At 67.6% G+C, this 24,077-nt stretch carries 19 protein-coding genes; 10 read left to right on the top strand and 9 right to left on the bottom strand.

Going from position 1 to position 24,077, the window contains the following annotated elements; translation table 11 throughout:
• The first annotated feature begins 1 nt into the window (after position 1).
• The 7 genes from AC3A6F_RS24195 to AC3A6F_RS24165 all read left to right on the top strand — a co-directional run bounded on the left by AC3A6F_RS24195 (position 2) and on the right by AC3A6F_RS24165 (position 8,641).
• Complete coding sequence (locus AC3A6F_RS24195; protein WP_487686070.1) at positions 2-1,006, top strand: AAA family ATPase; 1,005 nt, start codon at positions 2-4, stop codon at positions 1,004-1,006.
• A gap of 14 nt (positions 1,007-1,020) precedes the next feature.
• Positions 1,021-1,905 (top strand): DUF58 domain-containing protein, encoded by an 885-nt coding sequence (locus AC3A6F_RS24190; protein WP_487686067.1) that lies wholly within the window; start codon positions 1,021-1,023, stop codon positions 1,903-1,905.
• A gap of 3 nt (positions 1,906-1,908) precedes the next feature.
• Positions 1,909-2,892: a BatA domain-containing protein gene (locus AC3A6F_RS24185; RefSeq protein ID WP_487686064.1), complete on the top strand. Its 984-nt coding sequence runs from the start codon at positions 1,909-1,911 to the stop codon at positions 2,890-2,892.
• A complete protein-coding gene (locus AC3A6F_RS24180; protein ID WP_487686061.1) occupies positions 2,876-4,969 on the top strand; it encodes a hypothetical protein in 2,094 nt (697 codons plus the stop codon). The genes AC3A6F_RS24185 and AC3A6F_RS24180 overlap by 17 nt, the downstream gene beginning before the upstream one ends.
• Positions 4,966-6,501 (top strand): hypothetical protein, encoded by a 1,536-nt coding sequence (locus AC3A6F_RS24175; protein WP_487686059.1) that lies wholly within the window; start codon positions 4,966-4,968, stop codon positions 6,499-6,501. The genes AC3A6F_RS24180 and AC3A6F_RS24175 overlap by 4 nt, the downstream gene beginning before the upstream one ends.
• 152 nt (positions 6,502-6,653) lie before the next feature.
• Complete coding sequence (locus AC3A6F_RS24170) at positions 6,654-7,667, top strand: AraC family transcriptional regulator (protein WP_487686056.1); 1,014 nt, start codon at positions 6,654-6,656, stop codon at positions 7,665-7,667.
• Between the two features lie 17 nt (positions 7,668-7,684).
• A complete protein-coding gene (locus tag AC3A6F_RS24165; RefSeq protein ID WP_487686053.1) occupies positions 7,685-8,641 on the top strand; it encodes an AraC family transcriptional regulator in 957 nt (318 codons plus the stop codon).
• On the opposite strand, the gene AC3A6F_RS24160 is transcribed toward AC3A6F_RS24165, so the two are convergent.
• Entirely contained in the window at positions 8,629-11,058 is a 2,430-nt protein-coding gene (locus AC3A6F_RS24160) for a TonB-dependent receptor plug domain-containing protein (protein WP_487686051.1), read from the bottom strand. The two genes, AC3A6F_RS24165 and AC3A6F_RS24160, sit on opposite strands and share 13 nt — an antisense overlap.
• Positions 11,059-11,413: 355 nt before the next feature.
• On the opposite strand from AC3A6F_RS24160, the gene AC3A6F_RS24155 reads away from it, so the two are divergent.
• The gene (locus tag AC3A6F_RS24155) at positions 11,414-11,611 is read left to right on the top strand and encodes a hypothetical protein (RefSeq protein WP_147936230.1); all 198 of its coding nucleotides are present in this window, start codon (positions 11,414-11,416) and stop codon (positions 11,609-11,611) included.
• Complete coding sequence (locus AC3A6F_RS24150) at positions 11,612-12,127, top strand: hypothetical protein (RefSeq protein ID WP_487686047.1); 516 nt, start codon at positions 11,612-11,614, stop codon at positions 12,125-12,127.
• On the opposite strand, the gene AC3A6F_RS24145 is transcribed toward AC3A6F_RS24150, so the two are convergent.
• From AC3A6F_RS24145 to AC3A6F_RS24110, 8 genes are all read right to left on the bottom strand, one after another.
• Positions 12,090-12,860 (bottom strand): spermine/spermidine synthase domain-containing protein, encoded by a 771-nt coding sequence (locus AC3A6F_RS24145; RefSeq protein WP_487686045.1) that lies wholly within the window; start codon positions 12,858-12,860, stop codon positions 12,090-12,092. The two genes, AC3A6F_RS24150 and AC3A6F_RS24145, sit on opposite strands and share 38 nt — an antisense overlap.
• A 50-nt stretch (positions 12,861-12,910) precedes the next feature.
• The gene (locus AC3A6F_RS24140) at positions 12,911-14,281 is read right to left on the bottom strand and encodes a sensor histidine kinase (RefSeq protein WP_487686042.1); all 1,371 of its coding nucleotides are present in this window, start codon (positions 14,279-14,281) and stop codon (positions 12,911-12,913) included.
• Positions 14,278-15,609 carry a sigma-54-dependent transcriptional regulator gene (locus tag AC3A6F_RS24135; RefSeq protein ID WP_487686039.1) on the bottom strand — a complete coding sequence of 444 codons (1,332 nt, stop codon included), beginning with the start codon at positions 15,607-15,609 and terminating at the stop codon, positions 14,278-14,280. The genes AC3A6F_RS24140 and AC3A6F_RS24135 overlap by 4 nt, the downstream gene beginning before the upstream one ends.
• Before the next feature lie 25 nt (positions 15,610-15,634).
• Complete coding sequence (locus AC3A6F_RS24130) at positions 15,635-16,867, bottom strand: ABC transporter permease (protein WP_487686037.1); 1,233 nt, start codon at positions 16,865-16,867, stop codon at positions 15,635-15,637.
• A 31-nt stretch (positions 16,868-16,898) separates the two neighbouring features.
• Positions 16,899-18,206, bottom strand: a complete 1,308-nt coding sequence (locus AC3A6F_RS24125) for an ABC transporter permease (protein ID WP_487686034.1) — start codon at positions 18,204-18,206, stop codon at positions 16,899-16,901.
• A gap of 9 nt (positions 18,207-18,215) precedes the next feature.
• Positions 18,216-18,929 (bottom strand): ABC transporter ATP-binding protein, encoded by a 714-nt coding sequence (locus AC3A6F_RS24120; protein ID WP_487686031.1) that lies wholly within the window; start codon positions 18,927-18,929, stop codon positions 18,216-18,218.
• 27 nt (positions 18,930-18,956) lie between these two features.
• Positions 18,957-20,225, bottom strand: coding sequence for an efflux RND transporter periplasmic adaptor subunit (locus AC3A6F_RS24115; protein WP_487686028.1), 1,269 nt, complete (start codon positions 20,223-20,225; stop codon positions 18,957-18,959).
• Positions 20,226-20,394: 169 nt separating this feature from the next.
• Entirely contained in the window at positions 20,395-22,140 is a 1,746-nt protein-coding gene (locus AC3A6F_RS24110; protein WP_487686025.1) for a YbhB/YbcL family Raf kinase inhibitor-like protein, read from the bottom strand.
• A gap of 280 nt (positions 22,141-22,420) precedes the next feature.
• Between AC3A6F_RS24110 and AC3A6F_RS24105 the strand changes: the two genes are divergently transcribed.
• Positions 22,421-23,998: a MutS-related protein gene (locus tag AC3A6F_RS24105; RefSeq protein ID WP_487686023.1), complete on the top strand. Its 1,578-nt coding sequence runs from the start codon at positions 22,421-22,423 to the stop codon at positions 23,996-23,998.
• The last annotated feature ends 79 nt before the right edge of the window (positions 23,999-24,077 follow it).

The following is a 24,077-nucleotide window of genomic DNA, read 5'->3' as shown; positions in this document are numbered from 1 at the left end:
AGTGTCGCAACAAGATGCAGTAGCGTGGAATGAACAGGATATCGCCGCCCTGACGGCGAAAGTGGGTGCGCTGAAAGCCAGCATGGCGCGTGTGATCATCGGCCAGGAAGAGGTGGTCGACCTGCTCGTCACCTGCCTGCTGGCAGGCGGCCACGCGCTGGTCGAAGGCGTGCCGGGGCTGGGCAAGACCTTGCTCGTCAAGTCGCTGTCGCAAGCCACCGACATGCAGTTCCGCCGGGTGCAGTTCACGCCCGACCTGATGCCGTCGGATATCGTCGGCACCGAGATCCTGGAAGAAGACGCCGCGACCCACCAGCGCGTGTTCCGCTTCCAGCCCGGCCCGGTATTCACCCAGGTGCTGCTGGCCGACGAGATCAACCGCGCCCCACCCAAGACCCAGTCGGCGCTGCTGGAGGCGATGCAGGAGCGCTCGGTGACCTTCGCCGGCCAGACCCATACACTGCCGCGTCCCTTCTTCGTGCTGGCCACGCAGAACCCGATCGAGCAGGCCGGCACCTATCCGTTGCCCGAGGCCCAGCTCGACCGCTTTTTGCTGCGCATCGACGTCGTCTATCCGACCGAGGACGAGGAAGTGCTGATGGTCTCGCGCACCACCCACGCCGGCTTGCAGGATGCCGAGCCGGTGATGGACGTCGAGACCCTGCTGCGCCTGCAGCAGCTGGTGCGCGACATCGAGATTGGCGAGCACCTGGTGCGCTATGCGACGCGCCTGGTGCGCGCAACGCGCCCGAGCGAGACCACGGTCGAGGCGGTGAAAAAGCACATCGGCTGGGGCGCCGGCCCGCGCGCCGGCCAGGCGCTGGTGCTGGCATCCAAGGCGCGCGCGCTGATGCAGGGCCGCCTGGCGGTGACCCGCGACGACATCGGGGCCATGCTGCTGCCGGTGCTGGCGCACCGCGTGCTGCGCAACTTCGAGGCCGAAGCCGACGGCATCGCCATCGCCGACGTGCTGCAGGCCCTGCAGAGCGAAATCAAGGTGCCGTAACCGGCGTTCGTACCATGTCGCTTGCGAACACCGCGCTGATCGCGCATACAAGGAAGCTCGACCTCGTCATCCGCCACGTCTTGGCCGGCCTGGGCCACGGCATCCACGCCGGACGCGAACGCGGGGCGGGTGTCGAGTTCTCGGAATACCGCGCCTATGTGCCCGGCGACGAGTGGCGCCGCGTCGACTGGAAACTGGCGGCGCGCGCCGACCGTTATTTCGTGCGCGAGGCCGAGCGCGACAGCCATGTGGCGGTCTGGCTGGTGCTCGATGCCAGCGCCTCGATGGCCGAACCGAGCCGCAGCGCCCCAGGCATCGACAAGCTGGCCTACGCGCGCATGCTGCTCGGCTGTGTCGCCGCGATCGCGCAGCGCCAGGGCGATGCCTTCGGCCTGGTGGTGCTCGGCGGCGGCAAGGTGGCGTTCACGCCGGCCTTGCGCGGACCGCGCCACTTGCAGCGCGTGCTGTCCCAGCTCCAGCGCGCCGAACCGGATGGCGAGCTGCCGGATACCGCGACCCTGAAGGCAAGCCTGCACTTCGCCCAGTCGCCGAGCGCGATCTATGCGGCCAGCGACCTGCTCGACTGGCCGTCGCCGCTGTCGGTGGCCCTGACGCGCCTGCGCCAGATGCGCCACGACGTGCGCGTGCTGGGCCTGCAGACCCAGGCCGAGGTCGACGCCAGCTTTTCCAGCGACCTGGCCTACTGCGACCCGGAACGTCAAGAAGGCGTGTTCCGCTTTGGCGCCGATCTGAAGGAAGGCTACCGCCGCAACCGCGAAGCCCACTTCGGCGCCGTCACGGCCCAGTGCCGCAAGAACGATATGCCGTTGACGATGGCCGCGATCGAGCAGTCGCCGATCGAGGTCCTGCGGCGCTGGTTGCGCCGTCCCGGAAGGTAACTCATGAATGCACTCTGGTGGCTCGCGCTGCCCATTCTCATCCTGCCGATCTGGTGGCACCGCAAGAAGCGCGTGCAGAACCAGGCCGCGCCGATGGCGACCGCGCGCTTCCTGCCGCGCACCGAGCCGCGCCAGACCCGCGTCTGGCGTTGGAGCGATCCGCTCTTGCTGCTGGTGCGCTGTCTGCTGCTGGCCGTCCTCATCGCCTGGCTGGCCGACCCGGTCTATCCGTGGCGCGGCGATACGGTCGTGATGACGCAAGGCGCCGAGCCGGCATGGGTCGAGCGCGAAGCGACGCAAGCCGGCCTGGCGAACGCCGAGCGTGTCACGCTGCCCGCCGCACAGGCCCTGGGCTGGGTGCACACGCACGAGCGCGAGTGGCGATCGGACGCGCGGCTGCTGGTGCTGGGCGACGTGCCGATGCCGGCGGCCAGACCGGCGTTCGGCCGGGCGGTCGAGGTGCGCACCCAGGCCGCCGCGTCCGCCAAGGTCGAGCGCCACGTCTATATCGCCAGCGAGCGTGCGGCCGAATGGCGCCGCATGTTCGCGGCGCAGGGCGGTCTCGAAACCATCATCGTCGACGACGCGCCGGGCGCCGCGACCTCGCTGATCGTGTGGGACCGCGCTGAAGCTCCGCCCGCCGCGCTGCGCGCGCCGTTGTGGTGGGTGACGCAGCCGTCGGCCTTCCCCGAGCTGGTCAAGGCGCGCGTGATCGATGGCCTGCGCTACGCCGACAGTGCGCGCGGCCGCCTGTGGCATCATGCCGACTGGCCCCCACGCGACGCGGATGCCGCGCGTGCGCTGCTCGACGATTGGCAGCAGCTGCACGTGGGCCCGCGCCACTTCATGCTGGCGCCGCAGACGTTCGCGGCGGTCGATGGCGCCAATGCGCCCGAACCGAGCGGCGCGCTGCGCGGTGTCCTGCTGGCCATCCTGGCCGCACTTTTTGTACTGGAAAGGAGTCTCACGCATGCACGGAGGCGTTGAGATCACCAAACGGGTATGGCGCGCAGCCCAGCTGCGCCGCCTGCCGCTGTGGATACTGGGCGCGCTGCCATGGCTGGCGATTCCTTCGGGGCCGGGCCTGCTGGCCTGGGCCGGCTGGTGCGCGCTGGACTGGGTCAAGCTGCGCCGCCGCGTCACCTTCGAGTGGACCGCGTGGCTGGATGGCGCCGTGCCCGAGATGGAAGACAGCGCGGCGCTGCTCGAGGCGGCCGATTCCCCGATCGCGCGCTTGCAGCAACAGCGCCTGTTCGACCGCCTGGACGCCGTCATCTCGCCGGCCCAGCTGCGCCAGATCGTCGCGCGCTACGTCTCGACTGGTTATCCGATCGTCCTGGTCAGCGCCGTGCTGGCGGGGATGGTGTGGTATGCGACCACCAGGCCGTCGGATGGCTCGGCCCCTGTGGCGCCGACCCCGGTCGGCAGCGCGACCGCAGCCACGCTGGCCGGGCTCACCATCAAGCTGGCGCCGCCGGCCTATACCGGCGTCAAACCATCCGAATCCGGCCCGGGCGACCTGCAGGTGCCGGAACAGACCGTCGTCAGCTGGTGCCTGAAGGAAGGCACGGCGGGTAACAACAAGATAGAACTGGGCAACGGCCAGGTGCTCGAGCCGGGCAAGGAGTGCGCGCGCTGGACCGCCACCGAATCGGTGGTGTGGCGCTGGCGCGGCAATCGGCACACACTGCGCGTGATCCCCGACGAGCCGCCCGAGATCACGATCACTGCGCCAACCCAGATGATCCAGGATCTGCGCGAAAACGCGACCGGCACCGCGATGGCGATCCAGATCCGCGACGACTACGCGATCCGGCGCTCCACGCTGCACATGACGCTGGCGCGCGGCAGCGGCGAGAACGTCAAGTTCACCGACCGCGAGATGCCGCTGCCGGCCTCCAGCGATCCGAAGCGGCGTGACTGGTCGAAGCAATGGTCGCTCGCCGAGCTGGAAATGGAACCGGGCGACGAGCTGTATTTCTTCGTGCGCGCGACCGACAACGCCGGCCGTCCCCAGACCGTGCAGTCGCCCACCTACACCGTGCGCCGGCCTGCGCCGGAGCAGGAGGCCGAAGAGGAGAGCGCGGCGATGCCGTCACTGGTCAAGCCGGCTTCGCTGCGCAGCCAGCGCCAGATCATCATCGATACCGAACAGCTGATCGCCGACATGCGCGGCACGAAGATGGCAGCTGACGACGTGCGCGACCGCAGCGAACGCATTGCCAACGACCAGGCGCAGCTGCGCCGGCGCTATGGCCAGTTCCTGGGCGAGGAATCGTCGCTGTTCGCCGACAACGCCGGTGCCGGCATGGCCGGTGCGCAAAAAGCGGACGACCATGACGATCACGAAGGCCACGACCACGGTCCCGGCGAGCATCCGCATGAGGAGGGCCACGGCCACGACCACGGCAGCCCGAACACCCGCAAGAGCGCCATCGTGAACGAGACCCAGCACATCCTTGAAACCTACGGCCACGCCCATGACGAGGCCGAGAACGCGACGATGTACGACGAGAGCACCAAGAAGGTGCTGCGCCGCGCGCTGGTGGCGATGTGGGATGCCGAGAAGTCGCTGCGCGCCATCGCGCCGAAGACTGCCTTGCCGCCCGAGCACAAGGCCCTGGAAGCGATCAAGGAGTTGCAGCAGGCCGAACGCATCTACCTGCACAAGACCGCCTTCACGCCGCCGCCGATCAAGGAAGAAAAACGCATGACCGGCGAGATGGCGGGCGCCGCCAGCTACCGCCGCGAACAGGCCGGCGAGGGTTCGCCGCTGCCGGAAGAGCTGCGCGCATTGGTGGCCGCCCTGTCCGGCGAAGCCGCATTGCCGTCGCTGTGGATGCGCACCGCCAATGACTGGGTGCGTACGCGCTTGAAAGACGACGAGCAGCGCCTGGCAGCCCAGCGCGCGATCCAGGACGTGGCCGACGGCTGCATCGCCTGCCGCCCGGTGCTGCGCGCCTGGCTGCGCACCGGCGCCGGCGAGGGCCAGGTGCTGCTGCAGGCCACCAGCAAGGTCGAGACCCCGTTCGCACGCCACTGGCGCGAGGCGGGCGCGCCATGAACCAGACCCTACTCATTGGCCTGATCGCCCTGGCCGGCATCGTCAGCGCCGCGCTCTACCTGCGCCGCCGCCAGTGGCTGGACGCGCTGCTGATCGTCGTCGCGGCCACCGCCCTGGGCCTGTTCGCGGCCGACCTGCGCGTGCCGGGCGAGGCCGGCCGCACGCTCGCGGTCGATCCCGCTGCGCCGCCGCGATCGCTGGAAGGGGTGATTGCCCTGCGTCTCGAAGGCGATGGCCTGCGCGCCGCCGCATGGAGCGATCTGCCGGCGCTGCCGCTCGCCTGGAGCGCGCCGAAGGGCGGCGCGCTGCGCCTGGACTTCCCGAGCCAGGTGGCGCTGGGCCGGCTGTTCACCCTGACGGTCGAGCGCGAGGACAAGACTGAAGCCCGCCTGGAACTGCTGGCCGAAAACGGCCAGCCGATCGCGCAGGCGCGCGGCGCCGGCAAGCTGACCGTCGAGTGGATGCCGCCGGTAGCCGAACGCGTCGTCCTCAAGGCACGCGTGCTGGATGCGAAGGACAAGGTCGTGGCCGAAGGCCCGGTGCCGTTCACCGTGCATGAGCCGGCCCAGTTGCAGGTGGTCGGCCGCTTCGGCGCGCCATCGTTCGACCTGCGTGTGCTGAACGATTTAATGGCCGGCAGCGGCGCGCTGCTCGACTGGCAGGTCACGCTGGGCCGCGACGTCACCCGTACCGAGGCGCCGCGCGAAGAGATGACGGCGCCGAACCTGATGGTGATCGACGCCGCCCGCTTCGAGCGCATGGGCGCCGGCGAACGCGCGTCCCTGCTGGGGCGAGTGGGCGACGGGATGCCGTTGCTGGTGCTGGGCGGGAATGCGAACGACCCGGGCGTCTGGTCGCGCACCCTGCAATTGCCGCTGCGCGTGCAGCCGCTGGGGGGTATGCTGGAAGCGCCGCTGGAGATGCCGCTGGCGCCGATGTTGCCGACGGCGCGCGACGCCGGTCCCTGGACCGGGTCAAGCGACATGGTCTGGACCCGCGACTGGAAGAAGGGGCGCATCGCCTGGCTGGGCGTGAGCGAATGGCATCGCCACGCGATCGCCGAACCGCGCAAGCTGGCGCTGTGGTGGCAGGGTGTGCTCGACCGCGTCGGTGTCGAGCGCCGCCAGGAGACCGAATGGCTGGCTCCCGTCGAGATGCCGCTGCCCGGACAGCGCCTGGAAGTCTGCGCCCGCGGCGTCGATGGCGAGGTCGCGTTCCCGGAACTGAAACAGGTCTTGCGCTGGCAAGCCCGCGCCGATCGCATCGATGCTTCCTGCGTTGCGCTGTGGCCGCAGAAGTCCGGCTGGCTGCAGATCGCGGACCGCAAGGCGCGCGCGCATGCCGTCTATGTGTATGCTGCCAACGACTGGCCGCAATGGCAGGCCATGCAACGGCGCGATGCCACGGCGCGTTACGCCGCCCGCACGCCGCTTGCCGCCCAGGACGGACCGACACGCCCGATGCCGGCCTGGCCGTTCGCCCTGGCCTTCGCCGCGGCGATGCTGGCGCTGTGGTGGCGCGAGCGCCGCTGAAAGGCTCCGGAGTCGCCCGCGCGCGACTCCGTCGCTTCTCCTTTCCGGTTAGAGTATTAGGCAAGAACTCCAGAAGAACCGGCATTCGTGCGGAATCGGGTCACGTCTACCATCTGCAGAGTTCGACCCCGATTTTTCCGACTCGACTCCCTATGTCCCGAACCCTGAAAGCATTGCGGCAACAGCTGGTCGAGTGCCTGCGGCGCGCGGCGCCCGGCGACGGCCTGCACATCACGGCGGTGCCGAAGCTCAAGCTGCTGCGTGCGTCCAGCGCGTCGTCGATGGCCGAGGTGCTGTACGAACCGGCCCTATGCCTGCTGGTCCAGGGACGCAAGCAGTTGCTGGTGGGCGAAGCGCGCATCGACTACGACCGCTCGCAGCACCTGGTCGCCGTGCACGACATTCCGGTCTCGGGCCAGGTGGTCGAGGCATCGCCCGATGCGCCCTACCTGAGCGTCTGGCTGGACATCGATCCGGTGGTGGTGGGCTCACTCCTGCTGGGCCAGGGAGTACCGGCAGCGCCCGCGCCGGCGCTCGACGACGTCACGCTCGGCATCTATACCGCGCGCACCGACGCGGCGCTGCTGGACGCGGTGCTGCGCCTGTGCCGGCTGCTCGAGACGCCCGAGCACATCCCCGAGCTGGCGCCGCTGTACTATCGCGAGGTCATGTACCGCCTCCTGAGCGGCGAAGGCGGCGGGCGCCTGGCGCAATTCATGACGCCGGGGACGCAGTCGCACCGGATGCGCGTCGCCACCCAGCAGATTACCCTGCGCTACAAGGAGCCGCTGCGCATGGGCGAGATCGCGCAGGCGGCGAATATGAGCCAGTCCTCGCTGCACCACCACTTCAAGCTCGCCACCAATATGACGCCCCTGCAGTACCAGAAGCGATTGAGGCTGCAGGAAGCGCGGCGCCTGCTGGTGTTCGAGGCGATCAGCGTGGCCAGCGCGGCGCACCGGGTCGGCTACGAGAGCGCATCGCAGTTCAGCCGCGAGTACACGCGCGCTTTCGGCATCAGTCCCTCGCAGGACGTGCGCGAACTGCGGTCATCGCTGTTCCAGTCGCGTGGCGGCAGGCCACCGGGCCTGGACCAATTGAGCCAGGCCGAGCGCGCCACCTGGGCCGCCGTCGGCCAGGCCATCACGGCCGAACCGGCGGCCTGAGCGGAGAGGGCGTCGGCATGCAAGGGTTAGCATCCCATCACGCGCAACAGCGCCTGCTCGACGTCCTGCTGCGCGTCGCGCCGGGCGACGGCCTGCACGTGACAAAGGTGCCGAACCTGAAGCTGGTGCGCGTCTCCGGACCGACCGCCCTGGGCCAGGTGCTCTATCAGCCCGGCCTTTGCCTGCTGGCGCAGGGATCGAAACAGCTGCTCGTGGGCGATACCCGCATCGTCCACGACAGCGCACGCCATATGGTGTTTGCGCACGACATCCGGGTGTCGGGGCAGGTGGCCGAGGCGTCGCCCGGGAAACCGTATCTGTGCGTCTGGCTCGACATCGATCCCACGGTGATCGCCAGCCTGCTGCTGGAAGATGCACAGCAGGCCGCGCCATTGCCGGTGGGCGTGGACGCCACCTTCGGCATCCATACCGCCAGCACCGACGACGACCTGCTCGACGCCGTGCTGCGCCTGTGCCGACTGCTCGAGACGCCGCGCCATATTCGCCAGCTCGCGCCCCTGGTCTACCGCGAAATCATGTATCGCCTCCTGAGCGGCGAAGGGGGCTGGCAGTTGGCGCATTTCATGACGCCCGGCACCCAGCCGCACCGCATCCGGCTGGCGGCCCAGCAGATCACGCTGCGCTACAAGGAGCCGCTGCGTATGGAAGAGATCGCGCAGGCGGCGAATATGAGCCAGTCGTCGCTGCATCATCACTTCAAGCTGGCCACCAGGATGACGCCCCTCCAATACCAGAAGCAGCTGCGCCTGCAGGAGGCGCGCCGTCTGCTGGTGTTCGAGGCGGCCACCGTGGCCAGCGCGGCGCACCGGGTCGGCTACGAAAGCGCCTCGCAATTCAGCCGCGAGTACACGCGCGCCTTCGGCATCAGTCCCTCGCAGGACGTGCGCGAGCTGCGTTCCTTCCTGTTGCAGCCCGCGTCCGGCGTGCCGGACGGCCAGCTTCAGAAGGTATAGTCCGCCTTCACGTAGGCCGAGCGCCCATTCATGCCGAACGGGCAGGTCTCCCAGCAGTGCGTGAAGCCCATCTGCGGGAAGGGCGCCGCGCGCTCGGGATCCCAGCGCGTCGGATAGGTGTCGAACAGATTGTTCACGCCCGCCGACAGCGCCAGGTTCTTGTTGAATGCATAGCGTCCGGTCAGGTCGACGATCCACTTGGCGCCCCAGGTCTGCACGAACGGCGCCGTGAAGCCCTGGCCCTGCACCTCGCCGAAGTAATTGGCGCGCGCCGTCACGTTCCACGGGCCGGTGGTGTAGTCGGCCGACACCACGTGGTGCTTGCGCGGCTGGCCGCGTTCGATCAGCGTTACCTGGGCGTCGTCGAACAGCTGGGCGCCGGTGAGCACCGGCGACTGCGAGTGACGATCGTCGACCTCGGTCTTGTTGAAGCCCAGCTGGCCCGACAGCACAAGGGTCGAGCCCTGGCCCCGGATGGTCTGCTGCGCCACCAGGTCCAGGCCGGTGGTGATGGTGTCGATCGCATTGGTGAAGAACTGGGCCTGGCCCACGCGCAGCGGATCGAGGATGTTGCGGATCGGGCAGGCGGTCGGCGTCGCGCAGGGGCCGGACTCGGGCGCGATATTGCTGGAAAAGACGATGCGGTCGTCGATCTTCGTGCGATACACGTCGGCGGTGAGCGAGAAGCCCTGGGTCGGGCGCAGGATCATGCCGATGCTGGCGCTCTTCGAGGTTTCTTCCTGCAGCGGCGCGATGCCGAAGGCGCGCGTGACGGCGCTGTCTTCGCGCGCGGTGAGGGTTTCGGTCAACACGCCGGCGGCGTTCAGGTTGGTCGACACCGAGCTGTAGAACTTCTGCTGCACGCCCGGCGCCCGGAAGCCGGTCGAGGCGCTGCCGCGGATCCCGACCGTGCGGCTCGGGTCCCAGCGCAGGCTCAGTTTGCCGATGGTGGTGTTGCCGAAGTCCGAGTAGCGTTCGTGGCGCGCCGCGGCGCCGAGCGTGACGCTGTCGCCGAACTTGCGCTCGAGGTCAAGGTAGTAGGCGGTGTTGTGGCGGCCCTCGTCGACCGCGGTGCTCGGGGTGTAGCCGGGGAAGCCCTGGATGCCGGAGGCGGCGATGCCGCCGTTCTGGTCGCGGATGACGATGGCGGGATTGTTGGTGCGCCCGTACTGGTACGAGACCGGGTCGCCGGCCTCGATCTCGTAGTTATCGCGCCGCCATTCGAAGCCGGCCGCCACGAACAGCTCGCCGCCCAGCACGTTCACCGGGCCCTTGAATTCGAGGTTGAAGGTAGTCTGCTCGAACTTGAGCGTGCCAGTGTCGGCCGACGTCGGCGACTCACCGTTCTCGTACCAGTAGCTGACGTTGATCGAGTTCCGTTCGTGGAACTTGAGCTGGCTGCGGCCGTGGTTGATGCTGGCGTCGGCGTTCCAGCCGTTCGGCAGGTCGTGGCGGTAGCCGACGGCGAGCGAGGCGTCCTGCACGGTGGTCACGATATTCGGCAGGAAGCCGTTCGGATAGATCTCGGGCACGTTGCGCGAGTCTTCGGCCGGGCGGAAGAAGCCGCCCGAATCTCCCTTGCGCTTGGAGGCGCCGCCGAAGGCATACAGTTCGCCGCCGGCGGTGGGGATGGCCGAATTCAGCCACAGGTAGTAGTCCTTGGCGTTGCTGTCGCCCAGGCGCTGGGTCACGCGCGGCGGGGTCACGCGCAGCGTGTCCGGGCCGGCGCGGTTGGTCTCGTCGCGCTTCCTGGCCTCGACCGACAGGTTCAGGTAGCCGCCGTCGGCCCCCAGCGCGAAGCCGCGGTTGGCGCTGGCCGAATAGGTGTCGCCGTCGCCTTCGTCAGTGGTGCCGGCGCTGGCGCTCAGGGTGCCGTTGCCGGCGCCCTTCTTGAGGATGATGTTGATGACGCCCGCGATCGCGTCCGAGCCGTACTGCGCCGCGGCGCCGTCGCGCAGCACCTCGATCGACTGGATCGCCGACAGCGGGATCGCATTGATGTCGGTGCCGGCCGAGCCGCGGCCGATGGTCTGCTGCACGTTGACCAGGGCTTGCTGGTGGCGGCGCTTGCCGTTGATGAGCACCAGCAGCTGGTCCGGGCCCAGGCCGCGCAGGGTGGCGGGGCGGATGATGTCGGTGCCGTCGCTCACGAAGGTGCTGGTGAAGTTGAACGAGGGGTCGAGATCTTGCAGCACCTTGCCCAGTTCGAGCGTGCCGGCGGACTGGATGTCCTTGCTGTTGATGAGGCCCACCGGGACCGCGGTATCGAGCGCGGTCTTGGCCTGGGTGCGCGAGCCGAGCACCACGACCTGCGACATATTGCTGTCCGTCTCCTGGGCGCCAACGGGCGCCAGTGCCGCCATCAGTGCCGACGCCAGCAGGGCGCGTTGCGGCGGTATCTTCTTGTTCAACTTCATGGTCATCCTCTACCCCCTGCAATAAGTTTTGTCATGTCATCCGCTTGTTCGGATGTCATTTGATGTTAGCAATGGGATATGTCGCTACACTACGAAGATATTGAAATAAGTAAATACGAAGGTAAATAAGCGGGATGTCCGTGGCGCAAAAGAGACGTGCTTTCGCAGTTCACAGCATTTTTATGAGTGTCGGGTAATGCATTGAGAATAAAGAAGTTTTTGGTGAGAAATGTTGTACAAAAGAGTTTGCTGGATTGTTACGTTCTTTAACAAGATTTCCTATAGTGTGCAGCCTAGTGGCTTTAGCATAGGTTTCAAGACGGCGCTTTCGCCGCACTTCGTAGGCAGCCACATCATGATCCAACGACGAATCGACGAGCGGTCCGCGCTCGCTACCGAATATGCGTTGTTCCTGGCCGAGACGCGTGGCGTGTCGGCGGGGCTGGTGTACCTCGAGAGCTGCAATGTCTCACAAGAGATCCTGCTGCGCGCCATGCAGGATCCCGCCGCCCGCCGCAACCGCGAGCGGCGCCAACGGCAACGGAATGACTAGATGAATATCACCCAGCTATGCAAGCGCTATGGCCTGGAACACCACGGCAGTCTCCAAAGCGCCTGGGATGCCCACGGGCCGACCGGCATCGTGCTGATGCAGCTCTGGCACGCTCCCAACCAGAAGATCGACGACCATCCGCTGCCCGGCGCGCAACTGCGGGTGCGCTGCATGGATGCCGGCCAGGACGGGGAATCCGATGAAGAGGCGCATGCCGCCCGCGTGCGCAGCATCGCGGCGGTCGAGAAGGGCGCGCGCGGCTTCGCCGCGATGTCGATCCCGCCGAGCCAGTCGCGCGGCGCCGGCGCCTGGGCCAAGTACGCCAACCTCGAACGGGTCTTTCCGGTGCTGGGGCTGGAGCGCGAACCCTGCGGCGCGGTGTTCGCGGTGCTCGGTGCGCCGGTGCCGGCGTCCGAACTGGGCGTCAGCGGCCACCTGCCGGACCGCCGCCCGCCCACGCCGCGCCACAAGATGACGATCACGAATGGTCGCGCATCCACTCTTTCAGGCCGTTGACCCAGTCCTTGGCCGGCAGGTTCAGGCGCCGCTTGATCTCGCCGGCGCGCTCGTACAGCACCGCGAAGTCGATCTCGGGCGCATCCTTGAAGGCCAGCACCACTACGTTGGCGTCGTGCACCTCGGGTAGCCAGGCGACGGCGTCGAAGACCTGCTCCATGTGCAGGAAGTTCTTGTCGTAGTTGCTGAAGTCGCCGAACACATTGGCGGTCATGAGGCCACCCGGCGCCAGGCAGTCGCGGCAGCCCTGGTAGAACTCGACCGAGTCGAGCACCGGCCCGCGCGCGTCCTGGTCGTACAGGTCGACCTGCAGCACGTCGAACTTGCCGTGGTTGCCGGGGTCGAGCACGAAGTCGAGCGCATTCATTTCGCGCACGTCGAGGCGGGCATCGTTGTCGGGCAGGCCGAACAGCGCGCGGCAGATCGCGATCACGTTGGGATTGAGTTCGACCGCCGTGACCTTCGCCTCGGGAATGCGCTGGTAGCAGAACTTGGTGAGCGCGGCGCTGCCCAGCCCGAGCTGGGCGATGTGGCGCGGCGCGCGCTGGAACAGCGTCCACATCATCATCATCTGCACGTATTCGAGCTCGATCGTGTCCGGCTTGGCGATGCGCATCGCGCCCTGCACCCAGGAGGTGCCGAGGTGCAGGAAGCGCACGCCTTCGAATTCGTCGATGGTGGCGGGCGGATGGCCGGGCTGGGCGAAACGGGGATCGATGGTGGACGGCGGCATGGTCGCAACGAGGCAAAATCAAAGCCGATCTTACCAGAGCGCGCCGGGGTTCAGCCGGATGGCGGGGCGGATAGCGCCGGCAGGAACAGCGTGACGGCGAGGCCGCCACCGTCGCGGTTGGCAAGCAGGATGCGTCCGCCGTGCGCTTCGGCGATCTCGCGCGCCAGCGCCAGCCCCAGGCCGGTGCCGCTGCGCTTGGTCGAATAGAAGGGCACCAGGGCCTGGGTGAGCACGGTATCGCTCATGCCGCTGCCGCGATCGAGCACGTCGATGCGCAGCTGGTCCTGCACGCGCCGCGCCTGCAGCCCGACGTCTTCCGGCGGCGAGCCGGATTCATGGGCGTTCTTGAGCAGGTTCAGGAGCGCCTGTTCGAACTGGGCGGCGTCGACCCAGGCAGGGTCTGGCGGCAGCTCCCCTTCGACCGAAAAATCGACCTGGCCGGCCAGGCGTGCGACCAGGTCCGGCCATGGGCAGGCTTCCAGCCGCGGCGTGGGCAGCTTGGCGAAGCGCGCATAGCCGAGGATGAAGCTTTCCAGGTGGCGGGTGCGTTCGCCGATGGTCGAGAGGATCTGCGGCAGGCGCTCCACCTGTCCGCGCCGTACCAGTTCGGCGCCGGAATGTGCCAGCGAAGCCAGTGGCGCCAGCGAGTTGTTGAGCTCATGGCTGATCACGCGGATCACCTTTTTCCAGGTCTGCACTTCCTGGCGCCGCAGTTCGGCCGTCAGCTGGCGCAGCAGCAGCAGCTCGTGGCGGCGCCCGTTCAGGTTGAAGGTGCTGCGCGCCAGGTGATAGACCTCTTCGCTTTCTCCCTCGCCGGCGCTGAACAGGCCGTCGCCGCCGCGTGCCAGCGCTTCGCGCAGGGCCGGCGCCGCCTCGTCGAGCACGGCGCGCAGGGCGTGTCCCTCGAGCTTGCGGCCATGCGCCAGCAGCCGGCGCGCGGCGACGTTGGCGTAGACGATGACACCTGAGTGCTCACCCGCGTGGGCGGAGGAATCGGCCACCAGCAGCATCGCCACCGGCGTGTTCTGCACCATCGAGTCGAGCAGCAGTTCGCGCTGCACCAGGCCCAGGCGCTGCTCACGCAGCACGGCGCCCAGCCGGTTATGGGCCGCGATCAGGTCGCTCAGCTCGTCGTTGTGCGGCCAATGCAGGCTGAAGGAAAAATCGCCGTCGCGGTAGCTGTCCACCGTGCCTTCCAGCGCGCGAAACAGCGACAGGATGGGCTGGACCTGCGCGCGCAGGGTGATGATCGCCACCGGCAGCAGTCCAAGCAGGCAGAGGCCGGCGACCAGCAGCGGGCGGCCGGGGAACAGGGCGTCGAGGCCGAGCGCGGCCAGCATGGCCAGCACGAGCAGGGTGCCGACCAGTGCCGACAGGCGCGTGACCAGCGAAAACCTGGCCCGTGTCGGCGCCCAGTTCATGAACGTTCGATTCCCAACCGCTCCATGCGGCGGTACAGCGCCTGGCGCGACAGGCCAAGTTCGTTCGCCGCCTGCGCCACCACGCCGCCGGCGCGCGCCAGCGCGCCCACGATGGCGTCGCGGTCGGGTTCCGTCTCCGGGGCCGGCAGGCTGGCCGACGGCAGGCCGAGGTCCGCCACCGTGATGGTGTCGCCGTTCGACAGCAGGTTGGCGCGCGCCATCACGTTCTTCAGCTCGCGCACATTACCGGGCCAGGGATGGGCCAGCAGGGCCGCTTCGGCCGATGGATGCAGGGTCTTGCCGCGCGCCAGGAAGGACTGCGCCAGCGGCAGGATGTCACCCGAACGGTTCGCGAGCGGCGGCAGGCGCAGCTCGATCACGTTCAGGCGGTAGAACAGGTCTTCGCGAAAGGTCCCGGCGCGGATCATCGCGGAGAGATCCGCATTGGTGGCGCTGATCACGCGCACCTTCACCTGCCGCTCGCGGTTCGAGCCGAGCCGCTCGAAGCGGCCGGTTTCCAGTACCCGCAGCAGTTTCATCTGGCCGGCCAGCGGCAGGTTGCCGATCTCGTCGAGGAACAGGGTGCCGCCATCGGCCGCCTCGAACTTGCCTTCGCGCGCCTTCGACGCGCCGGTATAGGCGCCGGCATCGGCGCCGAACAGCTCGGCCTCGATCAGTTCCGACGGCAGGGCGCCGCAGTTGAGTACCACGAAGGGGCCGTTGGCCACCTGTGAATTGGCGTTGATGATTTCGGCGATGCGCTCCTTGCCGGTGCCGTTGGGGCCCGTGATCAAGACCGGCACGTCTGCGCGCGCCACCTGGCAAGCCAGGTGAAGCACGCGTTCGGTGGCCGGATCCTGCCACACCAGGCCGCGCAGGTCGAAGTTCAGTTCGAGCTCGCGCTTGGCCTTGTGTTCGCGTTGCAGGCGGCTGCCGAGCAGCCGGTTGGCCTGGCCCAGTTCGATCAGGTTGCCGACCGTGGCCAGCAGGCGTTCGTCGTTCCAGGGTTTGGAAAGATAGTCGGCGGCGCCCGCCTTGACCAGGTCGACCGCCGCATCCAGGTGGGTCCAGGCGGTGAGCAGGATCACCGGCAGGTCGGGATGGCGCAGGCGGATCTCGCGAAACAGGGCCACGCCTTCCTCGCCCGACGTGGTGTCGGCCGTGAAGTTCATGTCCTGGATCACCAGGTCGACCGGCTCACGCCCGAGGAGGTCCAGGCCCTCCTCGGGCGAGGCCGCGCGCAGCGCCGCGATGTCGTGCAGCGAGAACAGCACTTCGAGCGCCATGGCGACGGCGGCATTGTCGTCAATGATGAGAACTGTGGGCATGGCCGCCAGCATAGCACCCTCCCGCCTAGGTGCTGCGGGTGGCCAGCGCCGGCGAGGTGCTGGCCGCGCGCCACGCCGGACCGTAGGCGGCCAGGATCCCGATTGCCCAGAACAGCAGGGCGCCGGCGATCAGGTAGGGCAGCGGCAGCCGCGTCATTTCCAGCTTGCTCACCAATAGCTGGTTCAGGCCGACGCCCAGCAGCACGCCGCCGAACACGCCGGCGCTGGTGATCAGGACGTTCTCCAGGATGAAGTAGCGCAGGATGTCGATCTTGCGGGCGCCGAGCGCGCGCCGCACGCCGATCTGCTTGCGGCGTTGGGTCACCCACAGGCTGGCCATGCCGACGATGCCACTGCAAGTCACCAGGAGCAGCAGCGCGCTCACCGTCACCAGCATCCACGACAGCGCCACGTCGGCGCGGTAACGGTCGTTGCGATCTCCCTCGACCGTTTTGATGCGCAGGATCATCGGCGTGGCCGACGATTTGCGCAGCGCCTGCTCGGCTTCGCGCATCACGCGGTCGCGCTGGCCCGGCTCGGCGCGCATGGCGTACGTGGTGCCGGGCCGGCCATACGTGAACTCGGGCATCACGATCGAATACTCGGCGTCGACGCCTACTTCGGCATGCACGCTTTGCAGGCGCTCGACCACGCCGATCACCTGGGTGCCGCGCGCCTCGTTGCCGACGCCGAAGTACATGGTCCTGCCCACCGCGGGTGCGCCCGGCCACAGCTTTTCGGCCAGCGCCCTGGTGATGAGGATGTTCTCGGGCATCCTGTTCTCGAGGACCTGGTTGACTTCCGGGACCTCGTGCGGCAAGAAGTCGCGACCCTCGACCAATTTCAGGCCGAAGGTCTTGACCATCGATCCATCCGTCGCGTAGACCGAGGTATAGGCGCTCTCGCGTTCCTGGCGCGGGTCGGCGGACACCGTGGAGGTGGTGCCGCTTTGCGACAGCGGCATCTGCGACACCTGGCCGGCCGCTACCATGCCGGGCACCGAGCGCAGCACCTCGAGTTCGCGCTTGACGGTGGCCAGCATCTGGTCTGGCGTGTCCTGGTTCAGGTTGCGCACCGAGAAGTAGAAGGTCGAGGCTTCGTCGAGCAGGCCCGAAGGGCGCGCCGCCACCTCGCGCCGTTCGTTCACGATGTGCAGGGCGTTGGCCAGGATCGCCAGGCTCAGGGCGACCTGCATCGCCACCAGGATCGGTCCGGTCTTGTTGCGCAGCAGCGCGGACAGGATGGGTCGGATTTCCATATTCATTGCTCCCGGGTTGAGTCTCTGATGATCATTGCGATTTGAGCTGGATGGCTGGCGTTACCTGGCAGGCGCGCCAGGTCGGCAGCAGGCCGGCGACCAGCGAGGCGCAGATCGACAGCACGAAGGTCAAGGCCAGCATCTGCCAGTCCATGCGCGCCACGGCCGCCATGCTCTTGCTTTCCATGCCGATCAGGGCCAGCGCGCCGAAAGCCAGCGCCAGTCCCAGCACGCCGCCGGCCAGGCCGATCACGCCGGTCTCGATCAGGAACTGGCGGAAGATGTCGCGCCGCGAGGCGCCCAGCGCGCGGCGGATGCCGACCTCGGAGGCGCGCACCGAGAACTTCGCCAGCAGCAGGCCGACGGTGTTGACCAGGCACAGGATCAGGAAGCCGAAGGCGAGCCAGGCCGACAGTCGGGTATCGTTGCCCACCACTTTCTGCTTTTCCATCCATTCCATCACGTCGTACAGCTCGACCGGGGCCTGGCGCTTCAGGCGGCCCAGCTTGCGCTGCTCGCTCGCATAGTTTTCGAGGAAGGCATGCAGGTCGGCGCGGTCCATGCCTGAACGGGTCTCGAGCCACAACTGGATCCAGGTGCATTCCGAGGCCAGCAGCGAGGCAAAGCCTGAATCGCGCGACTCGCTGCAGTTGACGCTGCCGTAGGCCGGCATCTCGCGGCGCACCGCGGTCGTGAAGGGAATCATGAAGTCTTCGCCGGTGGCGGGGCCGCTGCCGATCAGCTTGTAGTAGCGGGGCATCGGGTTCCATTCGCCGAGCACGCCGACCACGGTGAACGGTTCTCCGCCCATGCGCAGGCGTTGGCCGACCGGGTTGGCGTCGCCGAACAGTTTTTCGGCCACTGCACGGCCCAGCACCACGACATTGGCGCCGCGCGCATCGTCCTCGACGCTCCACGGCTGGCCATGCAGGAAGGGCACCTCGAACATGGCGAAGAAGTCGCGCGTCGGCGCCAGGCCATAGCCGGTGAAGGCCGGAATGTCGGTGCGCGGCGGCTCGATCGGTATGCCGGTGCCGTACATGGCCGTGCCGCGGTCGCCCGGCTTGGCGCGCAGGAGGTTCGTCGCGTCCTTGTAGCTCATCTGCATGTCGATGTGCTCGGACCCAGGGATATAGCCTTCGGCCTGGGCATTGTCGATGAAGGGCACGAACAGGCGGTCGCTCTTGGAAGGGATCGGGTCGCCCGACATCGCGTGCAGGATGGCGAGCGTGGCGACGCTGGCCGCCACGCCGATGGCCAGGGTCAGCACCATCAGGGAGGTCAGGTAGCGGTTGCGGCGCAGGCTGCGCACGCCGAGCTTGAAGTAATAGCCGAACATGGCCGCTCCTTATGCCGGGACAGAGGCGGGGGTGCCGACCAGCGACGGGCCGCGCCGCACCAGGTCGGACACCTGACCGTCGATGATGTGCACGTTGCGGTGGGTGCGCACCGCCAGCTCCGGATCGTGGGTCACCATCAGGATGGTGGTGCCGGCGGCATTGATCTCTTCCAGCAGTTCCATCACGCCGCGCGCCATCTGCGTATCCAGGTTACCCGTCGGTTCGTCGGCCAGCAGCAGTTTCGGCGAGCCGGCCAGCGCGCGCGCGATCGCCACGCGCTGCTGCTGGCCGCCCGACAGCTCGGCCGGGTAATGTTTCATGCGCGAGGCCAGGCCGACCTTGGCCAGCGCGTCCTCGATGCGCTCCTTGCGTTCGCGCGCATTGAAGCCGCGGTAGCGCAGCGGCACATCGACGTTGTCGAACAGGTTCAGGTCGGGGATCAGATTGAAGCCCTGGAAGATGAAGCCCAGCTTCTCGTTGCGCAGGCGCGAGCGCGCCGCGTCGTCCAGGCCTTTGACGTTGACGCCGTCGAGCACGTATTCGCCCGAGGTGAACTCCTCGAGCAGGCCGGCGATGTTCAAAAAGCTGGTCTTGCCGGAGCCGGACGGCCCGGTCACGGTGACGAATTCGCCCTGGCTGACGTGGATCTCGAAGCCGCGCAGCGCGTGGGTCTCGATCATGTGGGTGCGGTACACCTTGCTCAGGTTGGTCATGCGCAGCATGGTTGGCTCCTTGTTGGACGATGTTGTTTACTGGTTGATGGAGACGCTGGCGGCACTCTCGAAGGCGTCGGTGCCGGCCACGACGATCCGGTCGCCGGCCTTCAGGCCGGACAGGATCTCGACCGCCGAGATGCTGGTGGCGCCGACCTGGATCGGGGTGCGCTGCGCAACGCCGTCACGCATCACATAGGCATGGCGGCCGCCTTCGTTTTCCAGGAACGGGCCACGCTGCACCATCAGGACGTTCTGCTTCTCTTCGATCAGCAGGCGCGCGCTGACGCGCTGGCTCTGGCGCAGGCCCTTGGGCTGCTCGCCGTCGAAGCGCACCCGCGCCAGCACCTGGTTCTTGACCACCTCGGGCGACAGCGCCGACAGCTTGCCGGTGGCGCGGCCCGAAGGCAGGGTGATTTCGGCGCTCATGCCCAGGCCCAGGTCGCCGGCATAGGTCTCGGGCACCTCGACCTCGACTTCGAGCTTGGACAGGTCGACCAGCGTCATCAGTGGGGCATTGGCGATGACCACCATGCGGTTCTGCACGTTCAGGGTGCCGATGAAGCCGTCCACCGGCGCGCGCACGGTCAGCTCGTCGACCCTGCGCTGGGCGTTGGCCATCGACAGGCGCGCGCGTTCCATCTCGTTGGTCTTGGTGCGTATCGCCAGCTGGACGTCGTCGCCTTCGAGGTTGGCCGCCTGCGCCGCATGCCTGGCGCGGATGCCGGCCGAGTTGAGGGCATCCTGGGCCTTCTGGTAGTCGATCTTGGCGATGATGCCGACCACGCCCACGCTGTCGTAGCGCTCCACGGTGCGCTGGGCCGACAAGCGCTCGATCTCGGCGGTGTCGGCTTCGCGCTTGGCCAGCAGTTGCTGCTTGCGCGCCAGGATCTGCTGGCGCGCCACTTCGGCCTTGAGCTGTTCGTAGGTCGAGACTTCGCGCTTGAGGGCGTCGCTCAGGTCGGGCGACTCGAGCACCGCCAGCACGTCGCCCTTCCTGACCGTGTCGCCGGCGGCGACCTTCAGGTTGACGGTGGCGGGGGCGGTGGAATACAGGGTGGGGCTGACGGCGGCCACCACGCGGCCGTTGACGGCGGCGTCGCGCACCAGGGTGCCGCGCTGGACTTCGGCGATGCGCACGCGGCTGCCGGAGACCGAATGTTCGCTGCCGCTCCAGGCGGCGAACACGGCGACGCTCGCGGCCAGCAGGGCGGCGGCGATACCGATTACCAGCGCGGGGCGCTTGAACTTGTGGGACGCCGGCGTCGCGACGACGGCGTCTTGTTGGGATGTATCGCGGATCATGTTGTGTCCAGTAACGACGAGTTTCCTGTCGTTATTGCACGATCCGTGCCAGCGATTATTTCATCGTTAAGTTATTGATTTATAAGAGGCTGACCGGACGGACACCGCTGTCCGCGGTGTCCGTCCGGCCCTTGGCGGTCGTTCGCGGACACGGCTGTCCGCGCAACGTTCACTTCTGTGGCTGCTGCTTCTGCCCGTACTTGCCGACGATCTCGCCCTTGGCCAGTACGTGGCCCTTCATCGCGGCCAGGACCTGGTCACGGTCTGCGCCGAATGGCACATCGAGCATCTTGTCCAGTGCATAGACCTGGAAGTGGTAGCGGTGCGCCGCTTCGCCGGCCGGCGGCCTTGGCCCATAGTAGCCGGGCGCACCGCGCGTGGTGCGGCCCTGCAGCACGCCGTCCGGGTCGGACAGGCGCGGCTGCTCCTGCACGCCTTCCGGCACGCTGGTGATGGTGGCCGGGATATTCCACATCACCCAGTGCACGAAGGGCGTGACCGGCTTGGCGTCCGGGTCTTCCATGATGACGGCGTACGACTTCGCGTCCGCCACGGCTTTCCAGGACAGCGCCGGCGAGACGCCGTCCGCATACTCGGTGTAGCGATCGTCCATCGTCCCGTTGGCGCTGAAGCTCGACGACGTCACGCTCAGCTGACCCTTGGCCCCGGTCTCGGGGCGCTGGTTCGCCAGCGGGACCTTGTTGCCCTTGTTCACTTGCTGCTCCATAGGGCCGGCCGGGGCCTTCGGCGGCGTGGCGGCGGCCGCCTTGCCGCCGGTGTAGGCGATGCGGTAGATCACGCCGTTGGCGTCGTCCGCCATCAGGAGCGCGCCGTCCTTGGCCAGCGCCAGGCCGACCGGACGCGCGATATGGGTCTTGCCGCCATCCGTCAGGAAGCCGGTGACGAACGGCTCAACCGACTTCGGCTGGCCGTCCTGGTAGCGCACGCGCACGATCTCGTAGCCCGATGCCGGCACCCGGTTCCACGAACCGCGCATGGTGACGAAGGCGTCGCCCTGGTAGTCGGCCGGGAAGGCGCTGCCGGCGCCCCAGACCCACTGCATCGGCGCCGCGTGGGCGGTATAGCCCAGCACCATCGGCGTGCTGCGCGCCTTCCACTGTTCCTTGGTGATCTCGCCCTGCGGCGTGCTTTGCGGGTAGATCTCGCCGGCCCCGTAGACGTGCGGCCAGCCGTACTGCTTGCCCAGCTCGATCTTATTGATCTCTTCGGGCTGGACGTCGTCGCCCAGGAAGTCGATGCCGTGGTCGAAGCCCCACAGCTCGCCCGTGGCCGGATGCCAGCCGAAGCCGATCAGGTTGCGCAGGCCGCTGGCGAAGATGGTGCGGCTTTTACCATCGGGGGAAACGCGCAGCAGGGTGGCATTTTCCACATTGCTTTCGTTGCAGGTATTGCAGGTGCTGCCGACGCTCAGGTACAGCATGCCGTCCGGGCCGAAGGCCATGGTGCGGTTCGGGTGCTGGCCCGAATCGGGCAGGTCGCCGATCAGCATGGTGAGTTCGCCCAGGCGGCCGTCGGGCTTGATGTCGGCCACGAACAACTCCTTGACGGTGACGAGGTACAGCTTGTTGTCGCGGATCGCCAGGCCGTGGGCGCCGGCGCGGTTGGCCACCGTGACCGGGGCACCATCGGCGCGGCCGTCGCCGTTGGCGTCGCGCAGCAGCAGCACGTCGCCCTGATCGCGCCGGCTCAGGTAGACGTCGCCGTTCGGCGCCACCGCGATGATGCGCGCGTTCTTGAGGCCGGTCGCGAAGGCGCTGACCGTGAAGCCCGCCGGCGCCTTCAGGGCGGCGATGCGCTCCGGCGTGGCCTCCACCTTATTTGGTTTCCAGACGTTGATCTTGGTGGAGAACATGGTGCCGTCGCCCTGCTGGGCGGTGGCGGAGCTGAATATCATGCACAGTGCGGCTGCGAGCGAAGCGCGTTTCATTTGGGGCCTGCCTTTCTTGGTCGTTGTTATCGGGAGCACTGCGGGGAGCTCTGCGGAAGCCTTGTGCCAATGATCGTGCCAGCGATTCGGAACGCGGTATGTTTGGAAACGTACATTGTCGGATTCAATGTTGAACATGCATCACGGGTAATTTCAGCCCATAAATGTTTTCGATCTTGCAAGATGGCAACCGATCCGTATATTGGACTGGCACCCGGCGCCGCCGGTTCTCCCCCAAGGACAGACCTTGTCGTTGTTCGACCGCTTGCACGACCTGTGGCGCAGCTTCGCGCCAGTGACTCCACCACTACCGCGCCACTTCTTCACCCCGGACGAGATCGGGCGCCTGCACTGTCTGGACGGCGCTGCGGGCATCGATGACCAGACCTGGAACGACCTGCTGATCGCCTCTTTCGAAGACAAGCTGGCGCCCGACGCCAGCATCTTCGGACGCCAGGTATTGCATCAGCGCCTGCGCGCCGGCATCGACGATGCGGCGTGCACGACGCAGCGCACGCGCCTGCGGGCGCTGATGGACGACCCCGCGCGCCTGGAAGCGATCGGCGCCAACCTGTCTACCTTGCGCCATGCCGATGCGGAGGTGGCCAGCCTGCTGTTCCGCGATGCGGCGCCGACCATCCCGTTCTGGTCGCGCTGGCTATGGCTGCTGCCGCTTACCTTGCTGCTGTCGCTCGCGGCCCTGGTCACCCTGCCGTTCGGCTGGGCGCTGACGCTGGCGGCCCTCGTGCCCTTGATGGCGCTGCAGATTCGCTATCACCAGTCGATAGAGGAGTGGACCGCCGCCATCCGCGCGCTGCACGCGCTGCTACGCACGACCAGCCTGCTGGGCAAGCAGGGCGGGCCGATGCTGGAAACCTTCATGGAAGCGCGCGCCAGGGCCGAACGCCTGCACCTGCGCCTGGCGCGTTCGCCAAGTTTGAGAATGATCCCGGCTGCGAAGCAGTATGCCGACTGGTTCGCGGCCGCCAATGTGGCGCACTACTTCAAGACGCTGCGCATCGTGCATGCCGAGCGCGCCTTGCTGCGCGAATGCTACTTCGCTTGTGCCAACCTGGAGGCCGACTTGACGCTGGTGCGCCACCTGGCGTCGAGGGAGCGTTGGTGCTGGAACGAGCGCGGCGATGCGCGCACCCTGGTGCTGGAGGGTGGCGTCCATCCCCTGATGATGCAGCCGGCCGCGCTGTCGGTGACTCTGAAAGGAAAAGGCGCATTCGTCTCGGGCCAGAACGCCTCGGGCAAGAGCACCTTCCTGCGCATGGTGGGCCTGAACGCGATCGCGGCGCGCGCCTTCGGCTTTTGCTATGCCACGCGGGCCTGCCTGCCGGCGGTTCCGGTGCGCGCCAGCATGCAGAACGAGGATTCGCTGCTGGGCGGCGAGAGCCTGTACATGGCGGAACTGCGGCGGGCGAATCAATTGCTGGATGCCGCCGGCCGGCCGCCGGGCATCTGCCTGATCGACGAAGTCTTCCGTGGGACGAATCACCTGGAGTCGGTGTCGGCCGCCTGCGCGGTGCTGGAACAACTGGCGCATCGCGACCTGGTGCTGGTGTCCTCGCACAACCTGGTGCTGGCGCCGCTATTGCGCGAACAGCTCGAGCCGTTCTTCATCGACACCGCCAGCGGCGTGCCGGTGCTGGCTCCGGGCGTATTGCGCAACCCGAACGGCATCGCGCTGCTGGCGAGCCAGGGTTTTGGAGCGGAGATCGAGAGCAGGGCGGCCGAGGTGGCGCGCTGGTTGAGCAGCCACCTGGTGGAACCGGAGGCCGCGGCGCCTGAATCACGTCGTTACTGCCACTGGCAGTAACGACTCCCCGCGAAGGCTGGGACCCAATTCCTTCGATCAGCAACTACGTATGATGCTGCTGGTGCACTGGCAAGCTTGG

It is taken from the genome of Massilia sp. Soil_C_3, from assembly GCF_057657035.1.
This window is presented reverse-complemented; position numbering and strand designations above follow the sequence as displayed.

Bases quoted from the DNA above. Each gene is read 5' to 3' on its own strand.
- AC3A6F_RS24190 (WP_487686067.1), top strand. From the start codon at position 1,021: ATGTCGCTTGCGAACACCGCGCTGATCGCGCATACAAGGAAGCTCGAC.
- AC3A6F_RS24185 (WP_487686064.1), top strand. From the start codon at position 1,909: ATGAATGCACTCTGGTGGCTCGCGCTGCCCATTCTCATCCTGCCGATC.
- AC3A6F_RS24180 (WP_487686061.1), top strand. From the start codon at position 2,876: ATGCACGGAGGCGTTGAGATCACCAAACGGGTATGGCGCGCAGCCCAG.
- AC3A6F_RS24175 (WP_487686059.1), top strand. From the start codon at position 4,966: ATGAACCAGACCCTACTCATTGGCCTGATCGCCCTGGCCGGCATCGTC.
- AC3A6F_RS24170 (WP_487686056.1), top strand. From the start codon at position 6,654: ATGTCCCGAACCCTGAAAGCATTGCGGCAACAGCTGGTCGAGTGCCTG.
- AC3A6F_RS24165 (WP_487686053.1), top strand. From the start codon at position 7,685: ATGCAAGGGTTAGCATCCCATCACGCGCAACAGCGCCTGCTCGACGTC.
- AC3A6F_RS24160 (WP_487686051.1), bottom strand. From the start codon at position 11,058: ATGAAGTTGAACAAGAAGATACCGCCGCAACGCGCCCTGCTGGCGTCG.
- AC3A6F_RS24155 (WP_147936230.1), top strand. From the start codon at position 11,414: ATGATCCAACGACGAATCGACGAGCGGTCCGCGCTCGCTACCGAATAT.
- AC3A6F_RS24150 (WP_487686047.1), top strand. From the start codon at position 11,612: ATGAATATCACCCAGCTATGCAAGCGCTATGGCCTGGAACACCACGGC.
- AC3A6F_RS24145 (WP_487686045.1), bottom strand. From the start codon at position 12,860: ATGCCGCCGTCCACCATCGATCCCCGTTTCGCCCAGCCCGGCCATCCG.
- AC3A6F_RS24140 (WP_487686042.1), bottom strand. From the start codon at position 14,281: ATGAACTGGGCGCCGACACGGGCCAGGTTTTCGCTGGTCACGCGCCTG.
- AC3A6F_RS24135 (WP_487686039.1), bottom strand. From the start codon at position 15,609: ATGCCCACAGTTCTCATCATTGACGACAATGCCGCCGTCGCCATGGCG.
- AC3A6F_RS24130 (WP_487686037.1), bottom strand. From the start codon at position 16,867: ATGGAAATCCGACCCATCCTGTCCGCGCTGCTGCGCAACAAGACCGGA.
- AC3A6F_RS24125 (WP_487686034.1), bottom strand. From the start codon at position 18,206: ATGTTCGGCTATTACTTCAAGCTCGGCGTGCGCAGCCTGCGCCGCAAC.
- AC3A6F_RS24120 (WP_487686031.1), bottom strand. From the start codon at position 18,929: ATGCTGCGCATGACCAACCTGAGCAAGGTGTACCGCACCCACATGATC.
- AC3A6F_RS24115 (WP_487686028.1), bottom strand. From the start codon at position 20,225: ATGATCCGCGATACATCCCAACAAGACGCCGTCGTCGCGACGCCGGCG.
- AC3A6F_RS24110 (WP_487686025.1), bottom strand. From the start codon at position 22,140: ATGATATTCAGCTCCGCCACCGCCCAGCAGGGCGACGGCACCATGTTC.